The following is a 25,476-nucleotide window of genomic DNA, read 5'->3' as shown; positions in this document are numbered from 1 at the left end:
CCCGGCGGAAGATCGTCCCGGTCGTCCCGTTACGCTCGACGCATGAAACAGAGCGTGCTGACCCGCTACCGGGTCATGGCCTACGTCACCGCCGTGTGGCTCCTCGTCTTCACCGGGGCCATCGTCCTGAAGTACGCCTTCCAGATCGGCGACACCATGCTGATCTCGCAGATCCACGGCGTGCTCTTCATCATTTACGTGATCTTCGCCTTCGACCTCGGCTCCAAGGCGAAGTGGCCCTTCGGGAAGCTCCTGTGGGTGCTCGCCGCCGGCTGCATCCCCGTGGCCTCCTTCTTCGTCGAGCCGAAGATCACCCGCGAGGCCAAGCCCCTCGTCAAGGACCAGGGCCCGGTCACCGGCGTCAGCAAGGCGTAAGCCTCCCGCCGTACGGATGTGCGCATTCGTGCGGCGGTTGTCCATCGACATTTACTAGGACGTCCTAGTAAATTGGTGGGCATGGACGCCGAAGCGATCGAAGAGGGCCGCCAGCGCTGGCAGGCCCGGTACGACAAGGCCCGCAAGCGTGACGCCGACTTCACCACGCTGTCCGGGGACGAGGTCGAGCCCGTCTACGGCCCGCGGCCCGGGGACGCGTACGAGGGGTTCGAGCGCATCGGCTGGCCCGGCGAGTACCCCTTCACCCGGGGCCTGCACGCCACCGGCTACCGCGGCCGGACCTGGACCATCCGCCAGTTCGCGGGCTTCGGCAACGCCGAGCAGACCAACGAGCGCTACAAGATGATCCTGGCCGCGGGCGGCGGCGGACTGAGCGTCGCCTTCGACATGCCCACCCTCATGGGCCGCGACTCCGACGACCCCCGCGCCCTCGGCGAGGTCGGCCACTGCGGCGTGGCCATCGACTCCGCGGCCGACATGGAGATCCTCTTCAGGGACATCCCGCTCGGCGACGTCACGACCTCGATGACGATCAGCGGCCCGGCCGTGCCCGCCTTCTGCATGTACCTGGTCGCGGCCGAGCGGCAGGGCGTCGACCCCGCCGTCCTCAACGGCACGCTCCAGACGGACATCTTCAAGGAGTACATCGCCCAGAAGGAGTGGCTCTTCCAGCCCGAGCCGCACCTGCGCCTCATCGGCGACCTGATGGAGCACTGCGCCGCGGGCATCCCGGCGTACAAGCCGCTCTCCGTCTCCGGCTACCACATCCGCGAGGCGGGCGCGACGGCCGCGCAGGAGCTGGCGTACACCCTCGCCGACGGCTTCGGCTACGTGGAGCTCGGCCTGTCCCGCGGCCTGGACGTGGACGTCTTCGCGCCCGGCCTCTCCTTCTTCTTCGACGCGCACCTGGACTTCTTCGAGGAGATCGCCAAGTTCCGCGCCGCGCGCAGGATCTGGGCGCGCTGGATGAAGGAGGTGTACGGCGCGAAGACCGACAAGGCGCAGTGGCTGCGCTTCCACACCCAGACGGCGGGCGTCTCGCTCACCGCCCAGCAGCCGTACAACAACGTGGTGCGGACCGCCGTCGAGGCCCTGTCCGCCGTGCTCGGCGGCACCAACTCCCTGCACACCAACGCCCTGGACGAGACCCTCGCCCTGCCCAGCGAGCAGGCGGCGGAGATCGCGCTGCGCACGCAGCAGGTGCTGATGGAGGAGACCGGCGTCGCCAACGTGGCCGACCCGCTGGGCGGTTCCTGGTACGTCGAGCAGCTCACGGACCGCATCGAGGCCGACGCGGAGAAGATCTTCGAGCAGATCAAGGAGCGGGGCCTGCGCGCCCACCCGGACGGGCAGCACCCCATCGGCCCGATCACCTCGGGCATCCTGCGGGGCATCGAGGACGGCTGGTTCACCGGCGAGATCGCCGAGTCCGCCTTCCAGTACCAGCGTTCGCTGGAGAAGGGCGACAAGAAGGTCGTCGGCGTGAACACCGCGCACGGCTCGGTGACGGGCGACCTGGAGATCCTGCGCGTCAGCCACGAGGTGGAGACCGAGCAGGTACGGGTCCTGGCCGACCGCAAGGCACGCCGCGACGACGCGAAGGTGCGCTCCTCCCTGGACGCCATGCTGGCGGCCGCCCGCGACGGGTCGAACATGATCGAGCCGATGCTGGAGGCGGTACGGGCGGAGGCGACGCTCGGCGAGATCTGCGGGGTGCTGCGGGACGAGTGGGGCGTGTACGTCGAACCCCCGGGCTTCTGAGCCCCCGGCTTTCTGAACCCCCGGGTCTCCGAGCGGAGTCCGGCCGGGCGGAAGACGCTTGACCTCGACCCAGGTCGAGGTTCTAGCGTCTCGCGCATGACCACGACGACGAACGCCACCCCGCAGCACCCGGCCGACCCGCTGGCCGCCGACGCCGACCTCGCCTCGCAGCCCGTCGCCTACTGGACGGGGGTGGCGAGCACCACGGTGAAGAACCTGCTGCGCGACTCGATGGCCCGGTACGACGTGACGCAGCCCCAGTGGTGGGTGCTGAGCCGGGTCGCCGCGGGCCCCGCCACCCGGGAGGAACTGGTCGCGGGGCTCGCGGAGGTGGCGGACAACCCGTACGACATCTCCCGGGTCGTCGACCAGCTCCTGCACCGGGGCTGGCTCGCCGCCGACGCGACGGGCGGGCTCTCCCTCACCGAGGCGGGGACCGCCGGGCGGGCGGAGATCAAGGCGCTGGTGACGGAGCTGCGGGCGCGGGTCCACGAGGGCGTCACGGACGAGGAGTACGTGGCGGCGCTCAAGGTGCTGCGCCGTATGACGGCGAACGCGCGGCGGGCCGCGGAGAACCGGTAGGGGTGCACCGGCGAACGGGGGCGCGGGACGGCGGCCGGCCGCCGGTGCTCGCTCTCACAGGCTCCGCAGGAAGTCCGTGAGGTACGCGTTGAAGAGGTCGGGCCGTTCCATGTTCGGGTAGTGCGCGGTGCCCGTGACGCGTTCGATCCGCCCGTGCCGGACGGTCCGTACCAGCCGTTCCGCCATGGCGTGGTGGTCGTCGGAGTCGAGTTCGCCGTTGAGGAGGAGGACCGGCACGTCGATGCCGGCGGCCCGGGCCCAGGTGTCGGCGACGGGCACCCGGTGGTCGGGCTCGGCCCCGGTGTGCTTGGCGAGCGTGTGCGCCTGCATCTCCCGCAGCAGTCGTACGACGCCGGGGTCGACGGCGTCCAGGGAACGGTGCGGCCCGGCGGCGTACAGGGTGAACTCCTCGATCCACCGCGCCGCGTCCCCGGCCGCGAGCGCGCGCGCCTGCTCGGCCTGCCGCTCCAGCACCCACGGGTCGTGCCACTCGGGCTCGCTGGTCCCGGTGCCGCTGACCACCAACGCCCTTACGAGGTGCGGGTGTTCGAGCGCCACGTCGACGGCGGTCGCCCCGCCCATGCTCAGCCCGACCAGCACGGCGGGCCCCGTGCCCAGGTGCGCGAGCAGAGCCGCGACGTCGTCGGCGGGCCGGAAGGGGGCCTTCGCCACGGAGGAGCCGCCGTGCCCGCGGGCGTCGGGGGCGATGACGCGGTGGGTGCCGGCGAGTGCGGGGACCTGGGCGCGCCACATGCGGTGGTCGAGGAAACCGCCGTGCAGCAGGACCACGGGGGGCCCGTCGCCGCCGGTGTCGCGGTGGACGAGGGGGCCGCCCTCGGTGTCGAGGGTGCGGAGTTCCTGGAACTGTGTCCCGATGGCATCAATCATGACAACCAAGGTGTCATGAAGGGTAGTTGATTGGCAACCAAGGTGTCATGAGGGACGGTTGATTGGCAACCGAGGTGTCATCATGTGCGCATGACCGAGAAGCCGCTGCCGCCCGACGAACTCGCCTCCCGCCTCACCGAGGTCTTCGACCTGGTCGGCCCGCTCTACCGGCGCGTGCAGCGCAAGGTGGAGCAGGCGGCGCCGCTGGAGGGGGTGTCGGCGGGGGTGCGCGCGGTGCTGGACCTGCTGCGGGCGCGGGGTCCGATGACGGTGCCGCAGATGGGCCGGGCCCAGTCGCTGAGCAGGCAGTTCGTCCAGCGGATGGTGCACGACGCGGAGTCCCGCGGCTGGGTGGAGACCGTCCCCAACCCGGCCCACCGGCGCTCGTCCCTCGTCCGCCTGACGGACGGGGGACGCACGGTCATCGCGGCGGTGACCACCCGCGAACACGCGCTGCTGCGCCAGGTGGGCGGCGACCTGACCGACGCGCAGGTCACGGCGTGCGTGCACGTCCTGGGCCGGATGCTGGCCCTCTTCGACGACGTGGACGTCGACTGAGGCCGCCGGCGCGCGGCGCGGCCGGCGCGGCGAGCCGCTAGGCGGGGGCGAGCCGGGCCAGGTCCTGCTCCGTGAGGCGCAGGGCGGCCGCCGCGACGTTGGCCGCCAGGTGGGCGGGGTCGCCCATGCCCGGGATGGCCAGGACGTGGGGGCCCTGGTGGAGCGTCCAGGCCAGTCGGACCTGCGCGGGGGAGGCTCCGTGGGCGCGGGCGACGGCGAGGACGCGGTCCTCCTCGGTGCCGGTCGCGCCCGCGTCGCGGCCCGCGCCGGCGATGGCGTAGAAGGGGACGAACGCGATGCCCTGCTCGCCGCAGGTGCGCAGGAAGGCGGTCTCCTCCGAGGTGGCGTCCAGGCCGTACGGGTTCTGGACGCACACCACCGGCGCGATCGACCGGGCCTCGGCGAGGTGCGCGGCGGTGGCGTTGGAGAGGCCGAGGTGGCGGACGAGACCGGCCTCGCGGAGTTCGGCGAGGGCGCCGAAGTGCTCGGCGACGGAGCCGGTCGCCCTGCTGCGCGGAAGGCGGAGGTTGACCACGTCGAGGTGGTCGCGGCCGAGCGCGCGGAGGTTGTCCTCGACCTGCTCGCGGAGCTGGTGCGGCTCGGCGTACCACCAGGAGCCGTCCGGGTTGCGGGCCGGCCACACCTTGGTGGTGATGGTCAGGTCGTCGCGGTACGGGAAGAAGGCGGCGCGGAGCAGGTCGTTGGAGGAGTGCGCCGAGGAGAAGTAGAAGGCGGCGGTGTCGAAGTGGTTCACGCCGAGTTCGACGGCCCGGTGCAGCAGGGCGACGGCCTCGGCGCGGTCGCGCGGGGCGGAGGCGGTGTCGAGCGCCGGGCCGATCTGGGGCAGGCGCATGGTGCCGTAGCCGAGGCGGTTGACGCGGAGGTCGCCGCCGAGCTTCCAGGTTCCGGCCGCCGCTGCGGCGGGCGTCCCTGCGGTCGGCGTCCCCGCGGTGCTGCTCGTGGTCACACGTACCCCTGTCGGTGAGTGGGCCCCCGCCCGGACCGGCGGAGGTCGACTCGGAGTATGCGGGGGCGGCGGGACCGGGGGGAAGGCCCGACGGACCGGGCGAATGTCACTCGGATTCCGGGAACAGGACGGGCCGGGCGGGGAGTTGAGAGGGGTGGCGGCGCGGGAGGACGGGGGCCTTCACCGGCGGGACGGCCCTCCCGCGGTCACGCGTGCGTACGGCCCCCGAACCGCAGCCGGAACAGCGCCCCGCCGCCCGGCGCCCGTTCGGCGGTCAGCTCCGCCCCGTGGGCCCGCGCGATCTGGCGGGCCATCGCCAGGCCCAGGCCCGAGCCGGGCAGGGCGCGGGCCGCCTCCGCGCGGTAGAAGCGGTCGAAGACGTACGGCAGGTCGTCGGCGGAGATCCCCGGGCCGTGGTCGCGGACCGTGACCTGCACGCCGAGGCCGACGGCCGTGAGTTCGACCTCCACCGGCGTCCCGGGCGGGCTGAACTTCGCCGCGTTGTCGAGCAGGTTGGTCAGGAGCCTGGTCAGGCGGGCCGGAATGCCCGGCAGGGTGCGGTCCGAGGTCTCGGGGGCCACGGTCAGGGGGAAGGGGACGGCGGGCCAGTGCGTCTCCGCCGTCGCGACCGCGTGCTCGACCAGGGCGGCGAGCCGGACCTCCTCCAGGAGCGGCTGCGGCTCCTCGTCGCGGGCCAGCTCGATCAGGTCGTTGACCAGCCCCGTCACCTCGCGGAGCTGACGGCCCAGGGCCCCCGCCGCCCGGTCGCGCTGCTCCGGGCTCAACCGGTCCGCGCGGGCCAGGAGTTCGGCGTTCGTGCGCAGGGCGGTGAGGGGGGTGCGCAGCTCGTGGGAGGCGTCGGCGACCAGGCGGCGCTGGGCCGAGACCGACTGTTCGAGTTCGCCGAGCATGGTGTTGAAGCTGGCGGCGAGCCGCGTCACCTCGTCCTCGCGGCCCGGCGGCCCGGGCGGGAGTTCGATGCGGTGGCGGGGGTCGCGGGTGGCGGCGATGCGTTCGGCGGTGGCCGTCAGGCGGGCGACGGGAGCCAGTCCGGTACGGGACACCCAGTAGCCGAGCGCTGCGGCGAGCAGCACGCCCGCCCCGCCGACGGCGGACAGCAGGAGCGCAGCCTGCCGGACGCCGCGCTCCACCGAGTCGGCCCGCAGGGCGAGTTGGAGCGCGCGTCCGTCGCCGATCGGGGTGACCGCCATCCGGGCCGGGTGGCCTTCGAGGGTGAAGTTGGAGAAGTACGGGGTGCGCTCGCCCGACGCCACTTCGCGCACCGGGGGCGAGAGGGGCAGGACGTAGCGGCCCGCGGCGTCCTTCGCCGGGTCGGCGGGCACGACCTGCGCGCACGCCGGGGCCGACAGGTACCGGCACTCGCCCGCGAGGACGGCGGTGTCCGGATGCCGGTCGGCCTGGATGATGCGGGTCGCCGACTGGGTCAGGTTCAGGTCGAGCTGGTGGTACATCTCGTAGCGGATGACGAAGTACGCGGCCGTGCAGACGCCGACCGCGACCAGCGCGACGGCCGCCGACGCGGCCACCGCGAGCCGGGCCCGCAGGGGCCGGTGCCGCCGCCAACGCCCCCCGAGCCCGCGCCCGCGCCGCCCGCCGCTCACGCGCGGCCCGGGCGGCGGAGGGGACGCAGGCTGCGGCCGGCAGGTACGGCGGACGTACGGCCCGGCGCCGGACGGCCACCGAGGTGCGCCGGGGCGTCGGCGGTGCGACCGGCCGCCGGGGCCGGGCGCGGGCCGGTGCCCGGGAGGCCGGCCGTGGGTCTGCGGGGGCGGCCCCGGTGCGCGGTCACGCCACGTCCAGGCGGTAGCCGACGCCGTGCACCGTGTGGACCAGCCGGGCCTCGCCCGCCGCCTCCAGCTTGCGGCGCAGGTAACCCACGTACACCGCGAGGGAGTTGGAGTCGGGACCGAAGTCGCGGCCCCACACCAGTTCGAGGATCAGCTCGCGGGGGAGCACCTGGCCCGGGTGCCGCAGCAGGAGTTCCAGCAGGGCGAACTCGGTGCGGCTGAACTCCAGCGGGCGGCCGGAGCGGTGGCCGGTGCGGGTGGCCGGGTCGACGGCCAGGTCCGCGTACGTGAGGAAGCCGTCCTCCTCGGGGAGCGGCGCGGCGCGGCGCAGCAGGGCGCGCACCCGGGCGACCAGCTCGTCCAGGGCGAAGGGCTTCACCAGGTAGTCGTCCGCGCCCGCGTCCAGCCCGTCGACCCGGTCGCTCACCGAGTCCAGCGCGGTGAGCACCAGGACCGGGGTGCGGTCGCCGGCCGCGCGCAGCCGGCGGCAGACCCCGAGGCCGTCCAGCACCGGCATCATCACGTCCAGGACGAGCGCGTCCGGCTGCCAGGCGGCGAGGGCGGAGAGCGCCGCCAGCCCGTCGGGCGCGCCCCTGACCTCGTACCCCTCGATGGACAGGCCGTCCTCGACGGCGGCCCGCACTTCCGGTTCGTCGTCGGCCACCAGGATCTTCGTCATGGGCTGAATACTGCCAAAGCGGACTCTTAGAACCTTCTTAAGGATCTTCGTGAGTGTGGCGGCCATGCGCACACCACTCTCAGCCGGACCCCTGTCCGTCGTGATCGGGGCGGGCGGCACCGGGGGGCACATCTACCCGGGGCTCGCCCTCGCCGAAGCCCTGCGCCGGGCCGTGCCCGACGCCGTCGTCTCCTTCGTCGGGACGACCCGGGGACTGGAGACGGACCTGATACCGGGCGCCGGGTACCGGCTGCACACCGTCGACATGATTCCGTTCGACCCCGCCCTCGGGGCGAGGAGATTCCTGCTGCCCGCGGCCCTGCTGAAGTCGGGCGCGCAGGCCCGGGCGGTCCTCAGGGAGCAGGGGGCGCACGTCGCCGTCGGCATGGGCGGCTATCCCAGCGCTCCGGTGATCGTCGGGGCGAGGCTGGCCGGCCTGCCGAGCGTCATCCACGAGTCGAACGCCGTTCCCGGGCGGGCCAACCAGTTCGCGGCCCGGCTGACCGGCAACGTCACCGTCGCCTTCGACCGCAGCCGCGCCCACCTCGCGGGCGGGCAAAACGCCATGACGGTCGGGATGCCGATCGCCGCCTCCCTGGCCCGCCTCGACCGGACGGGGCTGCGGGCCGGGGCCCGGCGCGCGCTGGGCGTCCCGGCGGGGGCGCGGCTCGTCCTCGTCAACGGGGGCAGCCTGGGCGCCGTACGGCTCACCGACGCGGCCACCGGGCTCGCCGAACGCTGGCGCGGGCGCGAGGACGTACACCTGCTGATCAAGACCGGCCCGGCCCGGCTGGAGGAGACCCGGGCCCGGATCGGGGACAACCCCGTCGCCACGGCCGTGCCCTACCTGGACCGGATGGACCTCGCGTACGCCGCCGCCGACCTCGTGGTCTGCCGGGCCGGATCGGCGACCGTCGCCGAGCTGGAGACCGTCGGCGTCCCCGCCGTGCTCGTGCCCTATCCGCACGCCCCCGGCGACCACCAGACGCACAACGCCCGGGTGCTGTCCGACGCCGGCGCGGCCCATCTCGTACCGGACGGGGAGGCGACGGCCGAGCGCCTCGCCGCCCTCCTCGGACCGCTGCTCGCCGACCCCGCGCGGCTGGCCGCGATGTCACGGGCCGCCGGGCCCAGCACCCACGCGCGGGCCGCCGACCTGCTGGCCGCGCAGGTCCTGCGGCTGTCCGGCCTTCCCCACCCCACCCACGACGCAACGGAGTTCACCCGATGACCCTCAGCGAGCACGGCAACCACGGAAACCGCGACAACCGCGGCAACCGCGTCGACTGGAACGGCCGCAGGGTCCTCGTCACCGGCGCCGAGGGCTTCATCGGCTCCACGCTCGTGGACCTGCTGGTGGAGCTGGGCGCCGACGTCCGCGCCTTCGTGCACTACAAGCCGTACGCCGAGAAGGGCTTCCTCAAGCACCACCTGGCGGGCGGCCGGGTCGAGATGTTCACCGGAGACGTACGGGACGCGGGCCGGGTGTCCGACGCCGTGGCGGGCACGGACACCGTCTTCCACCTCGCCGCGCTCATCGGCATCCCGTACAGCTACTCCTCGCCCGGCGCGTACGTCCAGACGAACGTGGTCGGCACGGAGAACATCGCCGAGGCCTGCCGCCGGCACAGCGTGCGCCGTCTCGTCCACACCTCCACGAGCGAGGTGTACGGGACTGCCCTGACCGTGCCGATCAGCGAGGCCCACCCGCTCCAGCCGCAGTCGCCGTACTCCGCGTCCAAGATCGGCGCCGACATGACGGCGCTCAGCTTCCACCACGCCTTCGAGCTGCCGGTGACGGTGGTGCGGCCCTTCAACACGTACGGCCCGCGGCAGTCGGCGCGCGCCGTCATCCCGGCCGTCCTGGCCCAGCTCCACTCCGGCGCACGGCAGATCAAGCTCGGTTCGCTCACTCCGACGCGCGACTTCACCTACGTCACCGACACCGCGCGCGGCTTCCTGGCGATGGCCGGCTGCGACCGGGCGCTCGGGCAGACGGTCAACCTCGGCACCGGCCGCGAGATCGCCATCGGCGAGCTGGCCGAGGCCCTGATCGCCGCGTCGGGGCGGGACGCCGAGGTCGTCGTCGACCCGGCACGGCTGCGGCCGTCGGGCAGCGAGGTCGAGCGGCTGCTCTCCGACAACACCCGGGCCCGCGAATGGGCGGGCTGGGAGCCGGAGACGAGCCTGGCGGAGGGGTTGAAGCGGACCAGCGAGTGGGTCGCGGAGAACCTGCACCTCTTCGCGCCGGACCGCTACCAGGTCTGAGCCTCCGGGGCGGGCGGCGCCGGGGACGACGGCGGCACGCCGCCGAGGCCGCCCACCAGCAGGGCGGTGAAATTGCGCGCCCAGGTCGCGTCCACCGGCTCCGCGCTCACCAGCGCCCGGTGGACGACGGCCCCGGCGATCACGTCGAAGATCAGGTCCGCGTTGCGGGCGGCCTGCGCGGGGGACTCCTCGTACGGCAGCTCGCCGCGGGCCTGCGCGCGTTCCCGCCCCAGCAGCACGAGGCGCTTCTGCCGGTCCACGATCGCCGAGCGGATCCGCTCCCGCAGGACCGCGTCCCGGGTGGACTCCGCGACCACCGCCATCAGCGCGGTCTTGGTCTCCGGACGCTCCAGGAGCGCCGCGAACTGCAGGACCACCCCCTGCACGTCCTCCAGCAGGCTGCCCCGGTCCGGCAGCTCCAGCTCGTCGAAGAGCACCGCGACCGCGTCCACCACCAGCTCGTTCTTGTGCGCCCAGCGCCGGTAGAGCGTCGTCTTGGCGACCCCGGCGCGCTGTGCCACGTCGCCCATGGTCAGCTTCGACCAGCCCAGCTCCACCAGCGCGTCCCGCGTCGCGCGCAGGATCGCCGCGTCGGCGGCGGCACTGCGGGGGCGTCCGGGACGGGGCTGCGCCGGGGTGGCAGGGGTGGCGGGGGTGGACATGCCCGCGACCATACCGGTGAGTAGGTACGGCGCGTCCATGCCCTGTCAGTGGCCCGGTGCATGATCGTGAGGGAGATCACGGGGCGCTCGGGCGGGGTGTCGAGTTACGCTACGGCCTGTAGCGAAAGCTCCTCCGGCACCGGGCACGGTGCCGCGGGCGGGCCGAGCGACAACCACCGGCGCCAGGTGGGGACCCGGCGCCAGAGGCACCACCCGTCGCGGCACCGCCGCGACGCTTTTCTGAACCGGCCGCCGAGGGGGGAGGATGTACGCATGCAGCCTAGGAACATGTCCATGAGCGGCGTCGTCGACCTCGCCGCGGTGAAAGCGGCCAGCGAGGCCAAGCAGAAGGCGGAGCAGGCCCGCGCCGAAGCCGCCCGGCAGGGCGGCGCACCGGCCGTGCCCGCCGACAACCTCGTCTTCGACGTCGACGAGGCCGGCTTCGAGACCTCCGTCCTCCAGCTCGCCTCCGAAGTGCCGGTCGTCGTGGCCTTCTGGTCGCGCCGTTCCGCGCAGAGCGAGCAGCTCGTGCAGCAGCTCGCCGGTCTCGCGGCCGAGTACCGGGGGCGCTTCGTCCTCGCCAAGGTCGAGGGCGAGAGCGCCCCGATGCTCCTCCAGCAGTTCGCCGTCCAGGGCGTCCCGGCCGTCTTCGCGGTCGTCGCGGGACAGGCCCTGCCGCTCTTCCAGGGCGTCGCGCCCGAGGAGCAGGTCCGGGCCACGCTGGACCAGTTGATCCAGGTCGGCGAGGAGCGCTTCGGGCTCACCGGCATCCAGGTCGCCGACGCCCCCGCACCGGTCGACGCCCCGGCTCCGGCGGGACCGTACGACGCCCTGCTGGACGCGGCGATGGACGCGCTGAACGCGAACGACTTCGCGGGCGCGGTCCGGGCGTACCAGAACGTGCTCGCCGACGACCCGGCGAACCCGGACGCCAAGGCCGGCCTCGCGCAGGCCGAACTGCTCGGCCGGGTCACGCAGTTGGACCCGCAGCAGACCCGCAAGGACGCGGCGGAGCGCCCCGCCGACGTGCCGGCGCAGATCGCCGCCGCCGAACTCGACCTGGCCGGCGGCCACATCGAGGACGCCTTCGGGCGGCTCGTGGACACCGTGCGTGTGACGGTCGGGGACGACCGGGACGCGGCGCGCGTGCGCCTCCTGGAACTCTTCGAGGTCGTCGGCGCGGACGACCCCCGGGTCGGCAAGGCGCGGACGGCGCTGGCGCGGGTGCTGTTCTAGCCGGAACGCTCCCGCCCGCGCCGGGGACGCAGTGCGTCCCCCCTGCGGAAGCGGTTCGTACGGAAGTGCTCAAAGCGGTCTCACGGGGTGTCGGTGCTGTGCGCACCGGCACCCCGTTCAGCTCTCCTTGTCGATAAATCACGGCTCCGCTTTGCCAAAACTTGGCCATCGCGGGAGCTGTTACTCGCAGTAAGCCGAACTCGTCCTTCTGTCCGACTTGTTGCGGCATTCGCCTGCTTTTCCGTGTCACGGGTCGCAGCCGTCCGCGACCCTGCGAGACCGCCCGGCCGCGCTTCGGTTATCCGGCCGTTACCAGTGAGTAACGAACCCCCTTGTGCCCGGCCCGTGAATGCACCACGATCGGCCACGCTCGGTCCATTGGTCGCGCCCTGACAAGCCAGTCGGGTCCGCACGGCCGATGGGTCCCCACCGGGTGGGCCGGCAGCAGTGTGCCGGCCCCGGACAGGGGGGTCTCCGCTCGTGCGGCGGGGCCTGTCCGGCAGGTTGCGCGAACGCGTGGCCAAGTGGTTGTCGCTCGGGGGTGATCGCCGGTGATTTCGGACGGCACGGACGTGGCTTGCGCCGTGGTTCACGCCTGATGACGCAGGCGCCCGCACTCCGAGGACGTAGCACTTCTCCCATCCCGGGACGGGCCCGATCGAGGCCCGGATCTGGAGATGTACGTCCGAGAAGGAGGAAAGTACATGAGCTCAGCAGTACGCGGTGGGACCAGATGGCGTCGCTTCGCGGTCGTCATGGTGCCGAGCGTCGCCGCGACCGCGGCGATAGGCGTGGCCATGGCCCAGGGTGCGCTGGCGGCTTCGTTCAGCGTCTCCGGCCAGAGCTTCAAGGTCACCACCGACAAGCTGGACGGCGAGGGCTTCGTCCAGTACGGGTCGCTGGCCAAGGGCAACGACCTGAAGGGGAACCCGACGCTGCACCCGGTCGCGGTCTCCGGCTTCAAGAAGGCCACGATCTCGAACATGTGCCAGTCGGTCGTCACCCCCGACGTTCCGGTCTTCGGCAGCGTCAGCCTGATGTTGAAGGCCGGCACGGACGCGGCGAACCCCGTCGTGGCCGAGAACCTCTACCTGGACGTCGCCGACCTCGACGCCGACGCCGAGTTCTCGAACATCGACATCGGTGTCGCGGCCGGTCAGGCCAAGAAGGGCCCCGGCATCCAGAAGGGCACGGAGGCCAACCCCTTCGGCTTCGCGCAGCAGGCCGACCGGGCCGTGCTGACCAACGTGAAGCAGCGCGCCTGGGCGACCTCGGCGGGCACCTTCAAGCTCAACGGGCTGAGCCTGCGCCTGCACAAGGGCGTCAAGGAGTGCTACTAAGCACCCCGTCGCGGGCGGGGCGCTGAACAACTGCCGTACTCGGCCGCCGGGCTGACCGGTCGTCGGGCGCGCGCGGGGTGCTCCGCCCGTTCCCTCTCTCCTCTTCTGCACAGCAACACCGGTTCCAGGGAGCTGTTTTCATGAGCGCCGAGACCTCGGTTCCGAGCGGGAGCCGCGATGGCGAGAGCCGCGATGTCCACTACTGGCGGCTGCGATTCCGCGCCTGGCGGGGCGCCCGGCCGTTCTGGGCGGGACTCTTCACCATCCTCGGTGGCATCCCGATCATGTATTTCCCGTACAACGACCTCAAGATGGGCGCGCTCACGCTCACCATGGCGACGACGGCGGGCGCGGGCTCGCTGATCATCGGCGTGCTGCTGGTCACGCTGGGCCTCACGATGTGGTTCCACTCCATCGTGCGGATCTTCGCGGGTGTGGCCGCGATCCTGCTGGCCCTGGTCTCCATACCGGTGTCGAACATCGGCGGCTTCCTCGTCGGCTTCCTGCTGGCGCTGCTCGGCGGTGCGCTGTCGATCGCGTGGTCCCCGGCGAAGGGGGCGGGCGTTCCGGCTCCGCCCGAGGGGGCCCCCGCTTCCGCCCACGCCCCCGGCGGTGCGTACGCGGGCCCGCCGGCCGGTCCCGAGACGCCCGCCGAGCAGACGATGGCCCTGACGCAGGTGCCGCCGCAGCAGGCGGAGCAGTCGGCGCAGACGGCGCAGCCCAGGGCGAACCTCATGAAGTCCCCGGGGCCGGGGCCGGACACGACCACGACCGACGCCGATGGCAGGAGGAACAGTGCGGGGTGACGAGGCCCGGACGACCGCGGGCGGGGGAGCGCAGTCCCGCGGCAGAAGCGGGCCGCGTCACGCGGCCCCCAAGAAGTCGCTGCTGACCAAGTTCCACATGCCGGCCGGCAAGGCGCTCGCCCTCGCGGCGATGCCCACGGCGGTGTTCGTCGGGATGGGGCTGACGCCGAAGCTGGCGGTGGCGGCCGAGGAGCCGGGCAACCCGTTCGCCCCCGGCCCGTGCGTGACGCAGCCGGACGCGGCGGGCAAGGACGCCGAGAAGGACGCGGAGAAGGACGCGGCCAAGGGCAAGGACGACGCGGCCAAGGGTGACCCCGACAAGGCCAAGCCCGACAAGGCTGAGCCCGACAAGGTCAACCCCGACAAGGCCGGCCCCGACGCCGCGAAGCCCGGCAGGACCCCGGTTCCCGGCACGGCGAAGCCCGGCAAGACCCCCGCTCCGGACGCGGCGAAGCCCCCGGCGGAGCAGCCCGCGGGCGGCGCGGAGAAGGCGAAGGCCCCCGGGGCCCCCGCCGGGGCGGAGACCAAGAACCCCCTCGACCCGCTCGGGGTGGGCCCGGCCATCAAGGACTTCTTCGAGGGCCTGGGCGGCAAGAAGAAGGAGGAGCAGCCCGCTCCTCCGGCCGCCGACCCGGCGAAGAAGGACGCCCCGGCCGCCGACGCGGCCAAGAACGCCGAGCCCGACGGGAAGGCCGGCAGGCCGACCCCGAAGGACGACGCCGGGGACACCAAGGACACCAAGGAATCCGGGGCCGAGAAGGCCGCCGAGGAGACCGAACAGACCAAGGACGCCAAGGACGCCAAGGACGCCGAGCAGGCCGAGAAGGCGAAGGCCGACAAGGCGGAACGGGCCGAGAAGGCGAAGCTCGACAAGGCCGCCGAGGACGCCGAGGAGAAGGCCGAAGCGACCGCCGCCAAGACCGCGAAGGCCATCAGGGCGGCCGCCGAGAAGCTGGGCATCGAGGTCGAGGACTTCGACAAGGACGGCGACGGCAAGCCCGACCTCGTCCCGAACGAAGACGGCCTGATCCCCTTCCCCTGCCCGACCGCCGACCCGGACGCCCTGGCCGACGCCGAGCTGGAACCGGGCATCCCGGCCCTCCCCGACGACCCCTGGGTCCTGGAGACCTCCATGCTGACCCTGCGCGGCCTGGACTACGCGGGCGTCGTCGAGGTGCGCACCGCCAGCGGCAAGATCAAGAAGGTCCTGAAGTTCACCGCCAAGGAAACGGACATCAAGGACCTGCACCAGACGACGGTCGGCCCGAACGGCACCACCGGCCACGTCATGGCCCGCAAGGGCTCCACCTCGACCCTCCGCCAGGGCACGGTCACGATGTACACGGAGGAGCTGAAGGGCAACCTCTTCGGCCTCATCCCGGTGACCTTCAGCCCGCGGACCCCGCCCCCGCTGAACGTCCCGATCGCGATGTTCACCAAGGTCAGGGTCACCCAGGCCGGCCAGTTCGGCGGCACCCTGACCGTCCCCGGCCTGCACAACTACTACACCGGCCCGGGCACGGGCAACGCCGCCGGCTGAGGGCGGCGAAAGGGGCGGGCCCGGGGTTCACAGGGAACCCCGGGCCCGCCCCCGCCTGCGCGGTGCGGCTCAGGCAGCGCCCTCTTCGCCGCCCAGGTGGTGGACCCGGACCATGTTCGTCGTGCCGGGGATGCCGGGGGGCGAACCGGCGGTGATGATCATGGTGTCGCCGTTGTTGTAGCGCTGGAGCTTCAGCAGCTCGGCGTCGACCAGGTCGACCATCGCGTCCGTGTTGTCCACGTGCGGAACGACGAAGGACTCGACGCCCCAGCTCAGCGCGAGCTGGTTGCGGGTGCCCTCGTCGGTGGTGAAGGCCAGGATCGGCTGGGCCGCGCGGTAGCGCGAGAGGCGGCGGGCCGTGTCGCCGGACTGGGTGAAGGCGACCAGCGCCTTGCCGTCCAGGAAGTCCGCGATCTCGGCGGCCGCGCGGGCGACCGAACCGCCCTGGGTGCGCGGCTTCTTGCCGGGGACCAGGGGCTGGAGGCCCTTGGAGAGGAGTTCCTCCTCGGCGGCGACGACGATCTTCGACATCGTCTTGACGGTCTCGATCGGGTACGCGCCGACCGAGGACTCGGCGGAGAGCATGACCGCGTCCGCGCCGTCCAGGATGGCGTTGGCGACGTCGGACGCCTCGGCGCGGGTCGGGCGGGAGTTGGTGATCATCGACTCCATCATCTGGGTCGCGACGATCACCGGCTTGGCATTGCGGCGGCACAGCTCCACCAGGCGCTTCTGCACCATCGGGACCTTTTCGAGGGGGTACTCGACGGCCAGGTCGCCACGCGCCACCATCACACCGTCGAACGCCGCGACGACGCCCTCCATGTGCTCCACGGCCTGCGGCTTCTCCACCTTGGCGATGACGGGGACCCGGCGGCCCTCCTCGTCCATCACCTTGTGCACGTCCTTGACGTCGTCGGCGTCGCGGACGAAGGACAGCGCGACCAGGTCGCAGCCCATGCGCAGCGCGAAGCGGAGGTCCTCCACGTCCTTCTCGGACAGGGCCGGGACGTTGACCGCCGCGCCGGGCAGGTTGATGCCCTTGTGGTCGGAGATGACGCCGCCCTCGATGACGATCGTCTTCACCCGCGGGCCGTCGACCGACACGACCTTCAGCTCGACGTTGCCGTCGTTGATGAGGATCGGGTCGCCCTTCTGGACGTCGCCCGGCAGCCCCTTGTACGTGGTGCCGCAGATGGACTTGTCGCCCGGCACGTCCTCGGCGGTGATGGTGAACTCGTCACCGCGCACCAGCTCGACGGGGCCTTCGGCGAACTTCGCCAGCCGGATCTTCGGACCCTGGAGGTCGGCGAGCACGCCCACCGCGCGGCCGGTCTCGGCGGCGGCCTTGCGGACCCGGTCGTACCGGCCCTGGTGCTCCTCGTGGGTGCCGTGGCTGAAGTTGAATCGGGCCACGCTCATGCCGGCTTCGATCAGAGCGACGAGCTGCTCGTGCGAGTCGACGGCGGGGCCAAGGGTGCAGACGATTTTGGAACGGCGCATAAGACGATCCTATCGGTTTGTTTCGCTGCGGAATATTCCGTCTGGTGGAATGTACAAATGGGCGCGGGTGCGCTCAGACGGGCTGTCTTGTCGGCTCCGGATTACTCACTGACCAGGTCGTACACCTGGGTCGCGATTTCCAGTTCTTCGTCGGTCGGTACAACGGCCACGGCGACCCGGGCGTATTCCGGCGAAATCAGCCGCGGTTCGTCGGATCGTACGGAATTGAGGTCCGCGTCGACCGCCAGGCCCAGCTCCTCCAGCCCCGCGACGGCCGCCGCCCGCACGGGAGCGGCGTTCTCGCCGACGCCCGCGGTGAAGGCCACCGCGTCCACCTTGCCGAGCACGGCGCAGTACGCGCCGATGTACTTCTTCAGCCGGTGGATGTAGATCTCGAAGGCGAGTTCGGCCTGCTTGTCGCCCGCGTCGACACGACGGCGGATTTCCCGCATGTCGTTGTCGCCGCAGAGTCCGACGAGCCCGCTCTTCTTGTTGAGGAGCGTGTCGATTTCGTCCGTCGACATTCCGGCCACCCGCTCCAGGTGGAAGATCACCGCCGGGTCGAGGTCGCCGGAACGGGTGCCCATGACGAGGCCTTCGAGCGGGGTGAGGCCCATCGAGGTGTCCACGCAGCGGCCGCCCGCGACGGCGGAGGCGGAGGCTCCGTTGCCGAGGTGCAGGACGATCACGTTGACCTCGGACGGCTCCTTGCCGAGCAGGGCCGCCGTCTTGCGGGAGACGTACGCGTGCGAGGTGCCGTGGAAGCCGTAGCGGCGGATGCGGTGGGCGTCGGCGGTCTCGACGTCGATCGCGTACCGGGCCGCGTACTCCGGCATCGTGGTGTGGAAGGCCGTGTCGAAGACCGCGACCTGGGGGAGGTCGGGGCGCAGGGACATGGCGGTCCTGATGCCGGTGATGTTGGCGGGGTTGTGCAGCGGGGCGACCGGGACCAGGCGCTCGATCTCCGTCATGACCTCGTCGGTGATCACGGTGGGGGCGGAGAACTTCAGGCCGCCGTGGACCACGCGGTGGCCGATCGCGGCGAGCTCGGGCGAGTCCAGGCCCATGCCGTCGGCGGCGAGCTCCAGGGCGACGGCCTGGAGCGCTTCGTCGTGGTCGGCGAACCGGGTCTCCTGGGTGCGCTTGCGGCCGGCCCGCTCGCCGAGGAGGGGGGTGTGGGCCAGGGCGGAGGTGTCCTCGCCGATCTTCTCGACGAGGCCGACGGCGAGGCGGGACCGGTCGCGCATGTCGAGGAGCTGGTACTTGACGGAGGAGGAACCGGAGTTGAGGACCAGGATGCGGGTGGGGGTGCTGGGGGTCACGGAGGGTGCCTTCTTGTACGGGTACGAGTAGGGAGTTCGGCGGTACGGGGCGGCTCGGCGGTGCTTCGGGGTGCGGGGCGGGCGGGGCGAGCGGGCGGGCCGCCCCCTTGTCCGCCCGTCCCGTTCCCGGGGGCGGCCCCGCCGCCCGAGGGGGATCGGGCCCCGGGGCTAGGAGGGTTCCCCCTGGGCCTGGACGGCGGTGATGGCGACCGTGTTGACGATGTCCTGGACCAGGGCCCCGCGCGAGAGGTCGTTGACCGGCTTGCGCAGGCCCTGGAGGACCGGGCCGACCGCGACCGCGCCCGCCGAGCGCTGGACCGCCTTGTAGGTGTTGTTGCCGGTGTTCAGGTCCGGGAAGATCAGCACGCTCGCCTGGCCCGCGACCTCGGAGCCCGGGAGCTTGGTCGCGGCGACCGAGGGCTCGACGGCCGCGTCGTACTGGATCGGGCCCTCGACCTTGAGGTCCGGCCGCGAGGAGCGGACCAGCTCCGTCGCCTCGCGGACCTTGTCCACGTCCGCGCCCGCGCCCGAGGTGCCGGTGGAGTACGACAGCATCGCCATGCGCGGCTCGACGCCGAACTGGGCGGCGGTCCCCGCCGACTGGATCGCGATGTCGGCGAGCTGGACCGCGTTCGGGTCCGGGTTCACGGCGCAGTCCCCGTACACCAGGACCTTGTCCGCGAGGCACATGAAGAAGACCGAGGAAACGATCTTCGCGTCCGGCTTGGTCTTGATGATCTCGAAGGCCGGACGGATGGTGGCGGCCGTGGAGTGGACCGAGCCGGACACCATGCCGTCGGCCAGGCCCTCCTGGACCATCAGCGTGCCGAAGTAGTTCACGTCCGCGACCACGTCGTACGCGAGCTCCACGGTGACGCCCTTGTGGGCGCGCAGCTCGGCGTACCGCTCGGCGAAGGTCTGCCGGAGCTCGGAGGCGGCGGGGTCGATGAGCTGGGTGGCGGCCAGGTCGATGCCCAGGTCGGCGGCCTTCTTGCGGATCACGTCCACGTCGCCGAGCAGCGTCAGGTCGCACACGTCCCGGCGCAGCAGGACGTCCGCGGCGCGCAGCACGCGCTCCTCGGTGCCCTCGGGCAGGACCACCCGGCGGCGGTCGGCGCGGGCCTGTTCGAGCAGCTCGTGCTCGAACATCATCGGGGTGACCCGGCCGCTGCGGGCCACCGAGACCCGGGCCAGCAGCTCGGCGGTGTCGACGTGCCGCTCGAAGAGGCCGAGCGCGGTCTCCGCCTTGCGCGGGGTCGCCGCGTTCAGCTTGCCCTCCAGCGCGAACAGCTCGCCCGCGGTCGGGAAGGACCCGCCGTCGACGGAGACGACCGGGGTGCCGGGGGCCAGCCGTGAGGCCAGCGTCAGGATCTCCGGGCCCGGCCGCTCGCCCAGCGTCAGCAGCACGCCCGCGATCGGCGGGGTGCCGGCGCTGTGCGCGGCCAGCGAGCCGACCACCAGGTCGGAGCGGTCGCCGGGGGCCACCACCAGGCAGCCGGGGGTGAGCGCGTTGAGGAAGTTGGGCAGCATCGCGCCGCCGAACACGAAGTCCAGGGCGTCGCGGGCAAGACCCGCGTCGTCGCCCAGCAGAACCGTTCCGCCGAGCGCCTGGGTGATCTGCGCGACCGTCGGCGCGGCCAGCGCGGGCTCGTCGGGCAGGACGTACGCGGGCACCGGCAGGCGGCTGTCGTTGAGCCGCTCGGCGATGCCGGCGCGGTCCACGGGGGCCACCCGGTTCACGACCAGCGCCAGGACGTCGCAGCCCAGGCCCTCGTAGGCCCGGTGGGCGTTGCGCGCCTCGGCCCGCACCGACTCCGCGGTCTGCTTGCGGCCGCCGACCACGGGTATCACCGAGGCCCCGAACTCGTTCGCCAGGCGCGCGTTCAGCGCCAGCTCGTCGGGGAGCTGGGTGTCGGCGAAGTCCGTGCCCAGGACGAGTACGACCTCGTATCCGCGCGCCACCCGGTGGAAGCGGTCCACGAGCCGGGAGACCAGTTCGTCGGTGCCCTTCTCGGCCTGCAGCGCGGACGCCTCGCGGTAGTCCATGCCGTACACCGTCGCCGGATCCTGGGACAGCCGGTAACGGGCGCGGAGCAGGTCGAAGAGCCGGTCGGGGCCGTCGTGCACCAGCGGGCGGAAGACGCCCACCCGGTCCACCTGGCGGGTCAGGAGTTCCATGACTCCCAGCTCGACGACCTGGCGGCCGTCCCCCCGGTCGATGCCGGTCACGTACACGCTGCGCGTCACGCGTGCTCTCCGTCTCGTCGTCGGTCGGCGGTGCCGCGGCGCTGCCGACAGGTAAACAGGTAACTTTGCCTATTTTGTGCGGTTAGGGTGGCCTTGCACCCTTGACAATACCTTTGGGGCTGGATAGAGCGCCCGCCGGAAGAAGTACCCGCGAACCGGGCACAAAGGCCCCCTGTCCCGCTTGTACCGGAGTATCCGAAAGCGCGCCGCCTGTTCCGGGCGTGGAACAATCGGAACCTGGCTCACAAGTACCACCAAGAGCAGGAGACACAGCACGATGCGTATCGGAGTTCTCACCGCAGGCGGCGACTGTCCCGGGTTGAACGCAGTGATCCGGTCGGTCGTGCACCGTGCCGTCGCCGGACACGACGACGAGGTCATCGGGTTCGAGGACGGTTTCAAGGGTCTCCTCGACGGCCACTACCGTCCCCTGGACCTCAACGCGGTCAGCGGCATCCTCCCGCGCGGCGGCACCATCCTCGGCTCGGCCCGCCTGGAGCGCGACCGGCTGCGCGAGGCCGCCGAGAACTGCGCCGCGCTCACCGCGAAGTACGGCATCGACGCGCTCATCCCGATCGGCGGCGAGGGCACCCTGACCGCCGCCCGGATGCTCTCCGACGCCGGAATGCCCGTGGTGGGCGTTCCCAAGACGATCGACAACGACATCAACGGCACCGACCGCACCTTCGGCTTCGACACCGCCGTCGGCGTCGCGACCGAGGCCATAGACCGTCTGAAGACCACCGCCGAGTCGCACCAGCGCGTCATGGTCGTCGAGGTCATGGGCCGCCACGCGGGCTGGATCGCGCTGGAGTCCGGCATGGCCGGCGGCGCCCACGGCATCTGCCTGCCCGAGCGCCCCTTCGAGGTCGACTCGCTGGTCAAGATGGTCGAGGAGCGGTTCGCGCGCGGCAAGAAGTTCGCCGTCATCTGCGTCGCCGAGGGCGCGCGCCCCGCCGAGGGCACCATGCCGTACGAGAAGGGCGTCATCGACCAGTTCGGCCACGAGCGCTTCACCGGCATCGGCACCCGGCTGGCCGTCGAGCTGGAGGCCCGCCTCGGCAAGGAGGCCAGGCCGGTCATCCTCGGCCACGTCCAGCGCGGCGGCACGCCCACCGCGTACGACCGCGTCCTGGCCACCCGCTTCGGCTGGCACGCCGTGGAGGCGGCGCACGCCGGGCAGTTCGGCAAGATGACCGCGCTGCGCGGCACGAGCATCCGGATGGTGCCGCTGGCCGAGGGCGTCACCGAGCTGAAGACGGTCCCCGAGAGCCGGATGTACGAGGCCGAGTCGGTCTTCTAGGCGCGCTCCGGCCGCCCGCCGGGCGCGACAACGGCCCCCGTCGTCTCCTCCGTGGACGGCGGGGGCCGCCGCGTGCCCGCGGGGAATGCGGCGTCCCCGGCACCCGCCTCACCGGGCGGCTCCCGCCCGACGGCCGATTCGGGTCCCGCGGCCGTGCGGGAGACACCCCCCGACGGCCCCGGCGGACCCTGCCGCACCGCCCCCTCCGACGGGCCGGAAGCCACCGGTCCGCACCGGCTGCCGAGGGCCGAGGTCCTTGCGGCGGTCGCGGCGACGGAGCCGTACCCCTGCGCCGGCGGCGCCGGCGGCGGGCTCCTCCGCTTCGGCCCGGCCCGGTCAGACCCGCTGGACCCGCTCCCAGAAGTGCCCCACGATCCCCTCCAGGAACTCCCGCCCCGCCATGCCGTCCCCCGCGTCGCCCACCCCGCCGCCCCAGCCCAGGGTCGCCACCATCCGGGACTGGTAGTCGGCGTGCAGGCGCGGCAGGGCCGCCTCGATCGTGCCGCGGTCCACCGGCAGCAGTTTGGCCAGCGGTTTGACGTACGCCTGCCAGCGCGTGGTGACCGCGCTGCGCAGCAGCTCCGCCAGCTCCGCGTCGCGTCCGGCGGCCGTGACGAACTGGGCGGGGGAGAGGCCGAGCGCGGCGACGAGCGCGGCGGACTGCCGCTCGGTGCCCCGCCAGCGCCCGCTCTCCTCCATCCGCTGGTACGCGTCCACGCTCAGCCCAACCCGGCGGGCCAGGTCCGGCACGGCCACGCCGCGCATGGTGCGGTGCTCGCGCAACGTCCGGGCGGCATAGAGGAGTTCGGCGGGGTCGCACCACAACACCCCGGCCAGGGCGCTCACTTCACGGCTGTCGGGCGCGCGCAGCCCCCGCTCCCACGCGGTGACCAGATCCGGCCCCACGTCCATGCCGTACTGCGCGCGCAGCCCGTACGCGACGTGCCCGGGCAGCATCCCGAGGGCCTCACGCAACCGCCGGGCGGCCGCGCTGTCGAACGGAGGGGCCTCGGAGGGCGGGACGTCTGACGGCGGGGTGGGGTGCACGCGCACACGGTATGGGGGAAGGGGGGAAATGGCTACGGTGTGTTCGGCCAACGTCACGGCTCGTAGGAACGTCCAGTGTGTACGCATTCGTCGAACTGTGAACTCAACGACCGCAAGGGTGTGTCGGCGCGCGAGGTGATGCATAGTCGCCGGGACCCACTTCCACGTGGGCGAAGACCGGTGAGGACGAAGGAGGGCCCCGTGGCCGCAACGGAGACCGGAGCGGGGCAGCAGCCCGCGCCCAAGAGGCGGGACAGGTCGCACTACCTGTACCTGGCGGTGATCGTCGCGGTCGCCCTCGGCATCACGGTCGGCTTCCTGGCCCCGGGTGTGGCCAAGGACCTGAAGCCGATAGGCACCGGCTTCGTGAACCTGATCAAGATGCTGATCTCGCCGATCATCTTCTGCACGATCGTGCTGGGCATCGGCTCGGTGCGCAAGGCCGCCAAGGTGGGAGCGGTCGGCGGGCTCGCCCTCGGCTACTTCATGGTGATGTCGACGGTCGCGCTCGGCATCGGCCTGCTGGTCGGCAACCTGATCCACCCGGGCACCGACCTGGACATCGACGCGCACAAGGGCGAGGGCGCGAAGCAGGCGGCGGGCGGCGACGAGGGCACGGCCGACTTCCTGCTGGGCATCATCCCGAAGACCCTTGTGTCGGCGTTCACCGAGGGCTCGGTGCTCCAGACCCTGTTCGTCGCGCTGCTCGTGGGCTTCGCGCTGCAGGCGATGGGGCGGGCGGGCGAACCGGTGCTGCGGGGCATCGGGCACATCCAGCGGCTCGTCTTCCGCATCCTGGCGATGGTGATGTGGGTGGCCCCGGTGGGCGCCTTCGGGGCGATCGCTGCGGTGGTCGGCGAGACGGGCGGCAAGGCGCTGGCCGCACTCGCCACCATCATGATCGCCTTCTACATCACCTGCGTGCTGTTCGTCTTCGTGGTCCTCGGCGCGATCCTGAAGCTCTGCACCGGGATGAACATCTTCCGGCTGCTGGGGTACCTGGGCCGGGAGTTCCTGCTGATCCTGTCCACCTCGTCCTCGGAGACGGCGCTGCCCCGGCTCATCGCGAAGATGGAACACCTGGGGGTCAGCAGGCCGGTCGTCGGCATCACCGTCCCGACGGGCTACTCCTTCAACCTCGACGGCACGGCCATCTACCTCACCATGGCGTCGCTGTTCATCGCGAACGCGCTGGGGGACCCGCTGTCCGTCGGGGAGCAGATCGCCCTGCTCGGCTTCATGATCATCGCCTCGAAGGGGGCGGCGGGAGTGACCGGCGCGGGGCTCGCCACCCTGGCGGGCGGCCTCCAGTCCCACCGGCCCGAACTGGTCGACGGGGTCGGCCTGATCGTCGGCATCGACCGCTTCATGAGCGAGGCGCGGGCGCTGACGAACTTCGCGGGGAACGCGGTGGCGACGGTCCTGGTCGGGACCTGGACCAAGGAGATCGACAAGGAGCGGGTGGCGGAGGTCTTCGCCGGCCGGCTGCCCTTCGACGAGCAGACCCTGCTGGACGACGGGCACGGCCACGGCCCGGACCCGGAGCCGGAGCCGGCCCCCGCCGGCACCGCTCCGTCCCTTACCAAGTAGCGGCGACGCGCGGCGAGAAGCCACCGACGGAAGCGGGAGGGCGCGCGCCCGGCACCGCGCGCCCGGCCGCCCGGCGACCACGCGATGCCGCGCCTCCTTCGGGGTACACGCCCCCCGGAGGCGCGGCCTCGTCAGTACGTCGTCGCGAGGTGAGGGACATGAACCGGGAGCACCGCTGGCTGGAAGCGTCCGTCCGACTGGCCGAGCTGATGCGGGCCGGTCCGGGCCCGGAGCCCGAAGCGGGCGTCTTCCTGCGGGAGTTCTGCCGGATGGGCGTCGAGCTGCTCCACGTTCCCGCGGTGGGCGCCGTGCTCGCCGAGGCGGGCGGCGCGCCGCGGGCCGCCGCCGCGCCGGACGGGGACTCGGGGCTTGTGGACCTCGTCGCCGTCGCGCCGGACGGGGACTCCGGGCTCCTGGACCTCGTCGCCGCCCGGCGCCAGGACGGCCCCCGCGCCGAGGGCTCCTGCCGGGACGAACCGCTGCTCGACCTCGATCTGCGGGCGCACGCCGGCCGCTGGCCCGACTTCTGCGCCCGCGCCCTGGCGCACGGCATCGACCGCGTCGCCGTGCTCCCCCTGCGGCTCCGGGAAACACGGCTCGGCACCTGGCAGGTCTACGGCCGCGACGGACTGCCGGCCCGTGAGGAACTGGACATGGCCCAGCGGCTGGCGGACATCGCCGTCCTGTCCCTGGTGCAGACCCGGCAGTTGTCCCGGTTGTCCCGCTCGGCCGACGAGCTGCGCGGCGCGCTGGCCAGCCGGGTGGCCATCGAGCAGGCCAAGGGCATGCTCGCGGCCCGGTGGGGGGTGCGCCCGGACGAGGCCTTCCAGCCGATGCGCTCCTACGCGCGGGCCCGTCGGCGCAAGCTGCGCGAGGTCGCCCACGACGTCATCGAGGGCAGGCTCCAGCTCTCGCCGTACGGTGTCCGACATAGCTGAGGCGCACCGAAAGTCAATGTCCGCAGCTCAGCTTC

At 72.5% G+C, this 25,476-nt stretch carries 22 protein-coding genes; 13 read left to right on the top strand and 9 right to left on the bottom strand.

Annotation, left to right across the window (positions count from 1 at the left end; translation table 11 throughout):
- Positions 1-42 precede the first annotated feature (42 nt).
- The 3 genes from ACZ56L_RS30475 (at position 43) to ACZ56L_RS30465 (ending at position 2,739) form a co-directional block, all read left to right on the top strand.
- Positions 43-375 (top strand): DUF3817 domain-containing protein, encoded by a 333-nt coding sequence (locus tag ACZ56L_RS30475; protein ID WP_345228351.1) that lies wholly within the window; start codon positions 43-45, stop codon positions 373-375.
- Positions 376-456: 81 nt separating this feature from the next.
- Positions 457-2,157, top strand: coding sequence for an acyl-CoA mutase large subunit family protein (locus ACZ56L_RS30470; protein WP_345228350.1), 1,701 nt, complete (start codon positions 457-459; stop codon positions 2,155-2,157).
- Positions 2,158-2,253: 96 nt separating this feature from the next.
- Positions 2,254-2,739, top strand: a complete 486-nt coding sequence (locus ACZ56L_RS30465) for a MarR family winged helix-turn-helix transcriptional regulator (protein ID WP_345228349.1) — start codon at positions 2,254-2,256, stop codon at positions 2,737-2,739.
- A gap of 54 nt (positions 2,740-2,793) precedes the next feature.
- On the opposite strand, the gene ACZ56L_RS30460 is transcribed toward ACZ56L_RS30465, so the two are convergent.
- Positions 2,794-3,627: an alpha/beta fold hydrolase gene (locus ACZ56L_RS30460; RefSeq protein ID WP_471067657.1), complete on the bottom strand. Its 834-nt coding sequence runs from the start codon at positions 3,625-3,627 to the stop codon at positions 2,794-2,796.
- Between the two features lie 90 nt (positions 3,628-3,717).
- Between ACZ56L_RS30460 and ACZ56L_RS30455 the strand changes: the two genes are divergently transcribed.
- Positions 3,718-4,185, top strand: a complete 468-nt coding sequence (locus tag ACZ56L_RS30455; protein ID WP_345228347.1) for a MarR family winged helix-turn-helix transcriptional regulator — start codon at positions 3,718-3,720, stop codon at positions 4,183-4,185.
- A gap of 37 nt (positions 4,186-4,222) precedes the next feature.
- Here the strand turns inward: ACZ56L_RS30455 and ACZ56L_RS30450 are convergent, their stop codons facing one another.
- The 3 genes from ACZ56L_RS30450 to ACZ56L_RS30440 form a co-directional block, all read right to left on the bottom strand.
- A complete protein-coding gene (locus tag ACZ56L_RS30450) occupies positions 4,223-5,152 on the bottom strand; it encodes an aldo/keto reductase (RefSeq protein ID WP_471067653.1) in 930 nt (309 codons plus the stop codon).
- A 206-nt stretch (positions 5,153-5,358) separates the two neighbouring features.
- Entirely contained in the window at positions 5,359-6,774 is a 1,416-nt protein-coding gene (locus ACZ56L_RS30445; protein ID WP_471067650.1) for a sensor histidine kinase, read from the bottom strand.
- Positions 6,775-6,958: 184 nt separating this feature from the next.
- Positions 6,959-7,639, bottom strand: a complete 681-nt coding sequence (locus tag ACZ56L_RS30440) for a response regulator transcription factor (RefSeq protein ID WP_401755795.1) — start codon at positions 7,637-7,639, stop codon at positions 6,959-6,961.
- Between the two features lie 64 nt (positions 7,640-7,703).
- On the opposite strand from ACZ56L_RS30440, the gene ACZ56L_RS30435 reads away from it, so the two are divergent.
- Positions 7,704-8,870, top strand: coding sequence for a UDP-N-acetylglucosamine--N-acetylmuramyl-(pentapeptide) pyrophosphoryl-undecaprenol N-acetylglucosamine transferase (locus ACZ56L_RS30435; protein WP_468690326.1), 1,167 nt, complete (start codon positions 7,704-7,706; stop codon positions 8,868-8,870).
- Positions 8,867-9,907 carry a GDP-mannose 4,6-dehydratase gene (locus ACZ56L_RS30430; RefSeq protein ID WP_471067645.1) on the top strand — a complete coding sequence of 347 codons (1,041 nt, stop codon included), beginning with the start codon at positions 8,867-8,869 and terminating at the stop codon, positions 9,905-9,907. The genes ACZ56L_RS30435 and ACZ56L_RS30430 overlap by 4 nt, the downstream gene beginning before the upstream one ends.
- On the opposite strand, the gene ACZ56L_RS30425 is transcribed toward ACZ56L_RS30430, so the two are convergent.
- Positions 9,895-10,569, bottom strand: coding sequence for a TetR/AcrR family transcriptional regulator (locus ACZ56L_RS30425; protein ID WP_468690330.1), 675 nt, complete (start codon positions 10,567-10,569; stop codon positions 9,895-9,897). The genes ACZ56L_RS30430 and ACZ56L_RS30425 overlap by 13 nt on opposite strands.
- Positions 10,570-10,842: 273 nt before the next feature.
- Here ACZ56L_RS30425 and ACZ56L_RS30420 point away from each other — a divergent pair, with 273 nt between their 5' ends.
- The 4 genes from ACZ56L_RS30420 to ACZ56L_RS30405 all read left to right on the top strand — a co-directional run bounded on the left by ACZ56L_RS30420 (position 10,843) and on the right by ACZ56L_RS30405 (position 15,491).
- Entirely contained in the window at positions 10,843-11,805 is a 963-nt protein-coding gene (locus tag ACZ56L_RS30420; protein ID WP_468690332.1) for a tetratricopeptide repeat protein, read from the top strand.
- A gap of 704 nt (positions 11,806-12,509) precedes the next feature.
- Positions 12,510-13,145: a DUF6230 family protein gene (locus ACZ56L_RS30415; RefSeq protein WP_345228339.1), complete on the top strand. Its 636-nt coding sequence runs from the start codon at positions 12,510-12,512 to the stop codon at positions 13,143-13,145.
- 140 nt (positions 13,146-13,285) lie between these two features.
- Positions 13,286-13,951 (top strand): DUF6114 domain-containing protein, encoded by a 666-nt coding sequence (locus ACZ56L_RS30410; RefSeq protein WP_471067640.1) that lies wholly within the window; start codon positions 13,286-13,288, stop codon positions 13,949-13,951.
- Complete coding sequence (locus ACZ56L_RS30405) at positions 13,941-15,491, top strand: hypothetical protein (protein ID WP_471067637.1); 1,551 nt, start codon at positions 13,941-13,943, stop codon at positions 15,489-15,491. Before ACZ56L_RS30410 ends, ACZ56L_RS30405 begins: the two co-directional genes overlap by 11 nt.
- 69 nt (positions 15,492-15,560) lie before the next feature.
- On the opposite strand, the gene pyk is transcribed toward ACZ56L_RS30405, so the two are convergent.
- From pyk to pta, 3 genes are all read right to left on the bottom strand, one after another.
- Entirely contained in the window at positions 15,561-16,994 is a 1,434-nt protein-coding gene (pyk, locus tag ACZ56L_RS30400; RefSeq protein ID WP_401755778.1) for a pyruvate kinase, read from the bottom strand.
- A gap of 101 nt (positions 16,995-17,095) precedes the next feature.
- Positions 17,096-18,316 carry an acetate kinase gene (locus tag ACZ56L_RS30395; RefSeq protein WP_471067633.1) on the bottom strand — a complete coding sequence of 407 codons (1,221 nt, stop codon included), beginning with the start codon at positions 18,314-18,316 and terminating at the stop codon, positions 17,096-17,098.
- Between the two features lie 168 nt (positions 18,317-18,484).
- On the bottom strand, positions 18,485-20,563 hold the full coding sequence (pta, locus tag ACZ56L_RS30390; RefSeq protein WP_401755772.1) for a phosphate acetyltransferase: 2,079 nt from the start codon (positions 20,561-20,563) through the stop codon (positions 18,485-18,487).
- 277 nt (positions 20,564-20,840) lie between these two features.
- On the opposite strand from pta, the gene ACZ56L_RS30385 reads away from it, so the two are divergent.
- On the top strand, positions 20,841-21,866 hold the full coding sequence (locus ACZ56L_RS30385) for an ATP-dependent 6-phosphofructokinase (RefSeq protein WP_345228333.1): 1,026 nt from the start codon (positions 20,841-20,843) through the stop codon (positions 21,864-21,866).
- A 336-nt stretch (positions 21,867-22,202) separates the two neighbouring features.
- On the opposite strand, the gene ACZ56L_RS30380 is transcribed toward ACZ56L_RS30385, so the two are convergent.
- The gene (locus ACZ56L_RS30380) at positions 22,203-22,919 is read right to left on the bottom strand and encodes a helix-turn-helix transcriptional regulator (protein WP_468690340.1); all 717 of its coding nucleotides are present in this window, start codon (positions 22,917-22,919) and stop codon (positions 22,203-22,205) included.
- A gap of 195 nt (positions 22,920-23,114) precedes the next feature.
- Between ACZ56L_RS30380 and ACZ56L_RS30375 the strand changes: the two genes are divergently transcribed.
- Together ACZ56L_RS30375 and ACZ56L_RS30370 are read left to right on the top strand one after the other, a co-directional pair.
- Complete coding sequence (locus ACZ56L_RS30375) at positions 23,115-24,503, top strand: cation:dicarboxylate symporter family transporter (protein ID WP_468690341.1); 1,389 nt, start codon at positions 23,115-23,117, stop codon at positions 24,501-24,503.
- Between the two features lie 158 nt (positions 24,504-24,661).
- Positions 24,662-25,441, top strand: coding sequence for an ANTAR domain-containing protein (locus ACZ56L_RS30370; protein WP_471067626.1), 780 nt, complete (start codon positions 24,662-24,664; stop codon positions 25,439-25,441).
- Positions 25,442-25,476: the final 35 nt, after the last annotated feature.

It is taken from the genome of Streptomyces sp. NPDC039736 (assembly GCF_055596485.1).
The sequence above is the reverse complement of the archived record's forward strand: the minus strand, read 5'-3'. Positions and strand labels throughout refer to the sequence as shown.